Here is a 6,643-nt window from a genome sequence, read left to right on the forward strand (position 1 = left end):
CGAAAGCGGTGTATCAGAAACATAAATGTTGACTGACACGACGCCTTCGCGAGCAAGCCCGCTCCCACAGAGGAATGCGGTGAACCCCCGCTCAACTTTTGCTTTCGCGTGCCGTTAACGCCTTTAACCACGCCAATAAAACCAAAAGAGTGAGCCCCCCCATGCGCTTGAGTCTCAAGGCCAAAGTCCTGTCCCTTGCCGTCCTGCCGGTGCTGCTCTTTGCGCTGGTCATCAGCCTGACCACGCTATTCATCCTCCAGCAGCAGGCGCACACCGAGGTCGAACAGACCCGCGAGCGCTTGCTCGCCGATGCCAAGGCCACCCTGCAAAGTTACGTCGCCGTGGCCATGACCACGATCAAACCGCTGTACGACGCAGCCGCCCCCGGTGACAACGCGGCGCGGGCGCAGGCGATCAAGCTGCTGTCGGGCATCCGCTACGGCAAGGACGGCTACTTCTTCGGCTACGACTCCGAGACCGTGCGCCTGTTCAAGGCCAACGACCCCGAAGGCGTGGGCAAAAGCTTCAAGGACAACCGCGATCCGAATGGCGTCTACGTCAACCTCGGCCTGGTGAAAGTGGCGAAGGACGGCACCCACTATCTGCAATACAACTCACCGCTGCCGGGCAATGCCAGCGTGCTGGTGCCGAAACTCGGCTACACCGAGTACCTGGCGAAGTGGGATATGGCGGTCGGTACCTCGGTCAACCTCGACGGCATTGAAGCGCAAGTGGCGGTGGTCGAGGCGCAAGTGCAGGAGCGCATGCAAGGCGTGATCCTCAGTATCGTCGGCGTGGCGGTGGTGGTGTTGCTGGTGATTGCCATCGCGGGGATGCTGTTGGCCAACACCATTCTGCGGCCGTTGAACCTGATGAAAGCCAACCTCGACGACATCGCGGCGGGCGAGGGCGATCTCACGCGCCGGTTGAACATCACCAGCCAGGACGAACTCGGCGAACTGGCCGGCTCGTTCAACCGCTTCGTCGACAAGATTCACGGCCTGGTGCGGCAGATCACCGAGATGACCACGCAACTCACCGGCCTGGTGACCCAGGTGTCGGATCAGGCCCAGCGTTCCGATCAGGCGATGGAGCGTCAGCGCCACGAAACCGATCAGGTCGCCACGGCGATCAACGAGATGTCCGCCGCCGCCCAGGAAGTCGCCAAGAGCGCGCAGAACGCCGCGGTCGCCGCGCAACAGACTGATGAAGAAGGCCAGAGCGCCAAACGCGTGGTGGCCGGCAGCATCAAGCAGATTCATGCGCTGGTGGATGACATTCGCAGCAGCGGCGTGTCGCTCGACAGCCTGCAGCAGGACGTGTCGTCGATTGTCGGCGTGCTTGGGGTGATCCGTTCGATTGCCGAGCAGACCAACCTCTTAGCGCTGAACGCGGCGATTGAAGCGGCACGCGCCGGGGAGGCCGGGCGCGGTTTTGCGGTGGTGGCGGACGAAGTGCGGGCACTGGCCAGCCGCACGCAGATCAGCACTCAGGAAATTCAGGGCATGATCGATCGCCTGCAGGCCGGCACGCAGTCGGCGGTCGAGGCGATGCGCCGTTCCAGTGAAGCGGGCGATGGCACTTCGGCGCAGGCCAATCAGGCCGGGGCGTCGCTGGATGCCATGGCTGACCTGATCGCGACGATCAACTCGATGAACGCGCAGATCGCCAGTGCTGCTGAGGAACAAACGGCAGTGGCCGAAGAGATCAACCGCAGCGTGCATCAGATCGCGGTGGCGGTGGACAGCGTGGCGGATGAGACCCAGTTGGGCGCGCAGACTTCGCGCAGTCTGGCGGAGCTGGGGCAGCGGTTGGGCAAACTGGTGGGCCAGTTCCGCATCTGATAATTGTGTGAATCCTCAAGCGGGCCCTCACCCTAGCCCTCTCCCGGAGGGAGAGGGGACTGACCGCAGCGTCTCGCGTCATACATCGACCTGAAAAAACCAGTCGATTATGGATTCAAAGCCGATCGCTCATGTCAGCGTATCTCTTGACTATCCCCCGATCAGTCCCCTCTCCCTCTGGGAGAGGGCTAGGGTGAGGGGCTTTTGATTTTCAGCTTCAAGGTCTGTCCCAGTACGGCACTTCGCCGAAGCACTCAACAAAGAAATCAATCACCGTCCGCACCTTCACCGACAACCTTCGACTCCCCGGCCACAGCACTGCGATCTGCTGCGGCTCCAGGCTGTTCGACACCTGATACTCGCGCAACACCGGCACCAGCGTGCCTTCGCGCACCGCTTCACCAATCAACCAGGACGGAAACATCACCAGCCCCAAGCCTTGTTCGGCGGCCTGGGTGAGGGTGTCGGCGTGGTTGCCAGTGATCGGGCCTTTGACCGAGTAAGGCGTCCAGTCGTCCTGATCCTGACGGAAAAACCAGCGTTGCTGACCGGTCGCACCTTTGTAGGCCAGGCACTGGTGTTGCGCGAGTTCGTCGGGATGTTGCGGTGTGCCGTGGCGCTTCAGATAAGTCGGGCTGGCCGCGACCTGAAAGCGGTGCGGCGCGAGAATCCGCGCCTGCATGCTCGAGTCGTGCATCGGGCCGATGCGAAACAGCAGGTCGGCGCCTTCCTGCAACGGGTCGACGTAATGGTCAGTCTGCTGGATGTCCAGTTGCAGCTTTGGATAGCGCGCGCACAACTGACCGAGCCACGGCGTCAGATGCCGTTGGCCGAACACCACCGGCGCGTTGATCCGCACCAGCCCGGTGGGTTCGCTTTGCTGTTCCTGCAACGCCTGCTCGGCCTCTTCCAGTTGCACCAGCACCAGCCGCGCATGGTGGCCGAGCATGCGCCCGGCCTCGGTCGGCGTCACGGCGCGGGTGTGGCGGTACAGCAATTGCTGGTTCAGCGCCTGCTCCATCAACTGGATCTGCCGTGAAATCGAAGAGGGCGCCACGCCCTCGCGCCGGGCGACTTCGGAAAAACTGCCGTGGTCGAGCACCGCCACAAACAGCCTCAGCGCCTTGAATCCTAGTTCGTTCAGCCCGTGCATGGATCGTCCTGCTGTGCGCGTTGCGCAAAAGTGTTGTCCGGATGCTCCCATTTATCGCACAGCTACGCCAGCCGATAATCCGCGCCATCGTTTACTTGCGTGGGTTTTGGATGATGCAGACATTGGATGAAGTGAGTGTGCCGGCGCCGGCGACCCGGTCGTGGTTGCGCCTGTTGTTGCTGCCGCTGGTGATTCTGGCCGGCATGGGCCTGTCGGTGGAGGCCGGGTTACTGGGGCCGCTGGGGGAGCAGGTCGGGCATCTGTGGGCGACCTTGAGCATCTTCGGCGTGGGTTCGGCGATTCTGTTTTTGCTGCTGTTGTTCGCCGGCCCGCAGAAAGGCCCGGCGCTGACCGATCTGCCGCGCTGGCAATTGATCGGCGGCTTTCTCGGGCCGATGTACGTGGTGGTGCTGACCCTGGCGACGCCGCATATCGGGATCGCGATGACGATGATCGCGATTTTGTCCGGGCAGGTCGGCAAGAGTGTGCTGATCGACCATTTCGGCTGGTTCGGCGCGACGCGCAAGAAGGTCAATGCCGAGCGCTGGCTGGCATTGGTGTTGATTGTGGTGGCATTGGTTCTGATTGCGCGGGGTTGAGAATATGAGTCTGGTTATTTTGTTGGCAGTGGTGGTGTTGGCTGGCGCGGTGTTGAGTGTTCAGGCGGCGATCAATGGGCGCCTGGGTGAGACCGTCGGGGTGTTGCGCAGCAGTTTGCTGACGTTTTTCGTCGGGGCTGTGGTCACCGGGTTGTTGATCGTGTTTTTTGAGCCGGCGCATGCGGTGAGTTTGCTTGATGTGCCGAAGTGGCAGGTCTGCGGGGCGCTGTTTGGCGTGGTTTACATGATGGTCATGGTTGGCGCGGTGCCTGTTGTGGGGACTGCGGTGGCGACTGTTGCGGTGATTGTTGGCCAACTTGGGATGGGGATGTTGATCGACAATTTTGGCTGGTTGGGAAATCCGGCGATCGAGCTTTCGTCTTCGCGGGTGTTGGCGATGGTGTGTCTGGGGTTGGCTTTGGTTTTTATGTATCGGAGCAGTGTTCGTCGTTCTGATTGAGATTGGGTGTATATCCGTTGCTGCGGTAACGGCCACTTAGGGTTTCGCCCTTACGGCGACTCACTTTTTTTACAAACGCCTAAAAAAAGTAAGCAAAAAAACGCTTGCTCCTACGTTCGGCCCGCTCGCTGGGGCTCGGGGTCCCTTCGCTCCGGGCTTCCGACGTCGCCCGTGGATCAAGATCAAGAGCTTTCGGCGAGCTGACACTCGGCCATTTGAGTGGTGAAGAGCACGGGATTCGGCTTTGGTTTTGTGGTGCTCTTGCCCCTCACCCCAGCCCTCTCCCAGAGGGAGAGGGGGCCAATTTTTGGGCTTTTCAAAATTGGTGTTCGACTCGGTATTTCACGTCGGCGCACCTCTCCCAAACACCGCGATCAGTTCCCTCTCCCTCCGGGAGAGGGCTAGGGTGAGGGGCTCTTGATCTGGCTTTTGATGTGGCTTTTGCTTTTGATCTTTTGCCCCTTCGGCAGGCCGAGCGTAGGTGTTCATCCGGGGGGTTAGGCGCGCAGCGCCATGCGGCGAAGCCGCATCCATCGAGAGGAGGTGCAGCGAAGCAAACCGGAGGCGATGCCCCCGGATGGACACCGTAGCGAGGGAACACTGAGCCTAAGCGAAGTGCCGTACGCCGGGGCAAAGCCTTTTGGGTTACCTTTTCGGCGTTTGGAAAAGGTGACTCGCTGTAAGAGCGAAACCGCCAGCGGCAGCACCCGAAAAAACGGATATACACCCAAAAACCAAGTATCCATATCGCACCCAAGCAAAATCAAAAGATCGCAGCCTTCGTCAGCTCCTACACTGGTATTTACGGCTTATCCCCAAGCCCAGACAACCACCCAAAAAGGAGTCTGCCCCCATGCCCGATAGAAAATGCGACTGCCCCAACTGCAAATGCACGATCAAGGAAGGCGACCACGCCTACGCCGTGCACGGCAAACACTATTGCTGTGAAGCCTGCGCTCACCACCACAAGGGCGGTGAAGAGTGTTCAAGCAAAGGCTGCCATTGCGCCCACCCCAAATAACCGCGCGCAAAAAAAGTGGAGCCTAATCAGGCTCCACTTGCAGTTTCAGGCTTTCATCATCCAGCCGTTCGGTACGGCGCACCGTGCCTTGCAGTCGTCGCCCGTCAACCCTGACCACCACGGTTTTCGCCTGGTCGAGGTCTTCCGGTAACGGCGCCGGCACACGCAGGGCGAAGCTATACGGGTCGTCTTCGACAGCCTCAAGACCCACCCGACAGTCCACGCTTTTGGTGATACGTCCGAACAGTGTGTCCAGTCCGTAATCCAGATGCGCCGGGCTGAAGATGCTGGTCATTGTGTACGCCCCCCAAGAGTCCCCATCGCCTGACGAGAGTCTAGCTCGCCGGTCGCCATGTGACGTTTTCCACGCCGAATTTCTCCGCCATCGGTTTGCTGGTCTTTTGCACTTTTTCCCGGCCGAAACGCGGGATGCGACCCACACCGGCGTCGCAGCTTGCCCAGTGCCACGCCTCGGCGTTGTCCATTCTGTCCGAGCGGATAATGAACGACTTAGGCGTGCCGTGAAGGGTGTAATCGATGACAAACAGTTTTGCGTTGTTCATAAAGCCCGTAATCCTCCCTGTGGTATTAGAAGGATCGCGGCGCGTCGGGAAAATTCACTCGGATTGTCCGACGGTATCTATCGTTGTCGACGCTGTGACCGACTGGTTACCATGCGCCTTCCGCCAACCCCAATGAATGCTCGCCATGGCCCTCGCCGCACCCCCCGATCTCACGGATACCGATGTGCCGGTGCAACCGCTGGCGCGTACCTATCCGCGTGGTTTGTTCATCGAGCCGCACGAGCATGTCTGGGGGCAGTTGCTGTATGCAATGAGCGGGGTGATGTGGGTTGAAACCCCGCATGAGGCACTGGTGGTGCCGCCGCAGCGCGCGGTGTGGTTGCCACCCGGGGTGCCGCATGGAATTCGCGTGGTCTCGGACTTGCAGATGCGCAATATCTACCTGCGCCCGGTGCTGGCGGCAACGCTGGATCCGACAGTGCAGGTGATTGAAGTCGGAGGGCTGTTGCGCGAGTTGATCGTCGGGCTGGTGGAGCAGGGCGATAGCGGTGAGCCGGCCTATTACGACGCGTTGGTCGGGCTGGCGTTGCTGGAGCTCAAGCGTGCCAGGCGCTCGCAATTAAAGATCCCGCTGCCGGACGATTCCGACCGGCGCCTGATGAATCTGTGCCAGGCGGTGATGGCGTCACCGTCGCTGGAGATCCCGTTCGAACAGCACGCGGAAAACGCCGGGGCGAGTGTGCGCACGCTGGCGCGGTTGTTCAAGGACAGCCTCGGCATGGGCTTCGCCGAATGGCGGCGGCAGGTGCAACTGGCGACGGCGGTGGCCGAGTTGATTCAGGGCGTGCCAGTGAGTGCGATTGCTCGGGAGCTGGGGTATTCGCCGAGCAGTTTCAGTGACATGTTCCGGCGCGAGCTGGGCGTGGCGCCTTCGCAATTTACGGCCACCTGAACGCAATCCCTGTGGGAGCGGGCTTGCTCGCGAAAGCGGTTTGTCTGTGAAGCATAAAGTGACTGACCCGCCGCCTTCGCGAGCAAGCCC

At 60.8% G+C, this 6,643-nt stretch carries 8 protein-coding genes; 5 read left to right on the forward strand and 3 right to left on the reverse strand.

The features are described 5' to 3' along the window. Positions 1–161 precede the first annotated feature (161 nt). A complete protein-coding gene (locus tag QMX91_RS27690; RefSeq protein WP_135295356.1) occupies positions 162–1,844 on the forward strand; it encodes a methyl-accepting chemotaxis protein in 1,683 nt (560 codons plus the stop codon). A 217-nt stretch (positions 1,845–2,061) separates the two neighbouring features. Here QMX91_RS27690 and QMX91_RS27695 read toward each other — a convergent pair whose 3' ends face one another. Further along, positions 2,062–2,997: a LysR family transcriptional regulator gene (locus QMX91_RS27695; RefSeq protein WP_139055733.1), complete on the reverse strand. Its 936-nt coding sequence runs from the start codon at positions 2,995–2,997 to the stop codon at positions 2,062–2,064. Between the two features lie 113 nt (positions 2,998–3,110). Here QMX91_RS27695 and QMX91_RS27700 point away from each other — a divergent pair, with 113 nt between their 5' ends. The 3 genes from QMX91_RS27700 to QMX91_RS27710 all read left to right on the forward strand — a co-directional run bounded on the left by QMX91_RS27700 (position 3,111) and on the right by QMX91_RS27710 (position 5,077). After that, positions 3,111–3,596: a DMT family transporter gene (locus tag QMX91_RS27700; RefSeq protein WP_103369836.1), complete on the forward strand. Its 486-nt coding sequence runs from the start codon at positions 3,111–3,113 to the stop codon at positions 3,594–3,596. A 4-nt stretch (positions 3,597–3,600) separates the two neighbouring features. Next, positions 3,601–4,056 carry a DMT family transporter gene (locus tag QMX91_RS27705; protein ID WP_098968038.1) on the forward strand — a complete coding sequence of 152 codons (456 nt, stop codon included), beginning with the start codon at positions 3,601–3,603 and terminating at the stop codon, positions 4,054–4,056. A gap of 853 nt (positions 4,057–4,909) precedes the next feature. Continuing rightward, complete coding sequence (locus QMX91_RS27710; RefSeq protein WP_081730276.1) at positions 4,910–5,077, forward strand: metallothionein; 168 nt, start codon at positions 4,910–4,912, stop codon at positions 5,075–5,077. Positions 5,078–5,099: 22 nt separating this feature from the next. On the opposite strand, the gene QMX91_RS27715 is transcribed toward QMX91_RS27710, so the two are convergent. Next, complete coding sequence (locus QMX91_RS27715) at positions 5,100–5,372, reverse strand: hypothetical protein (protein ID WP_098968039.1); 273 nt, start codon at positions 5,370–5,372, stop codon at positions 5,100–5,102. Positions 5,373–5,412: 40 nt separating this feature from the next. Then, positions 5,413–5,640 carry a DUF6555 family protein gene (locus QMX91_RS27720; RefSeq protein WP_027613849.1) on the reverse strand — a complete coding sequence of 76 codons (228 nt, stop codon included), beginning with the start codon at positions 5,638–5,640 and terminating at the stop codon, positions 5,413–5,415. Between the two features lie 136 nt (positions 5,641–5,776). Between QMX91_RS27720 and QMX91_RS27725 the strand changes: the two genes are divergently transcribed. Further along, complete coding sequence (locus tag QMX91_RS27725) at positions 5,777–6,553, forward strand: helix-turn-helix transcriptional regulator (protein WP_103369744.1); 777 nt, start codon at positions 5,777–5,779, stop codon at positions 6,551–6,553. Positions 6,554–6,643 lie beyond the last annotated feature (90 nt).

This window comes from Pseudomonas sp. PS01299, from assembly GCF_029960145.1.
Taxonomy (GTDB): domain Bacteria; phylum Pseudomonadota; class Gammaproteobacteria; order Pseudomonadales; family Pseudomonadaceae; genus Aquipseudomonas; species Aquipseudomonas putida_A.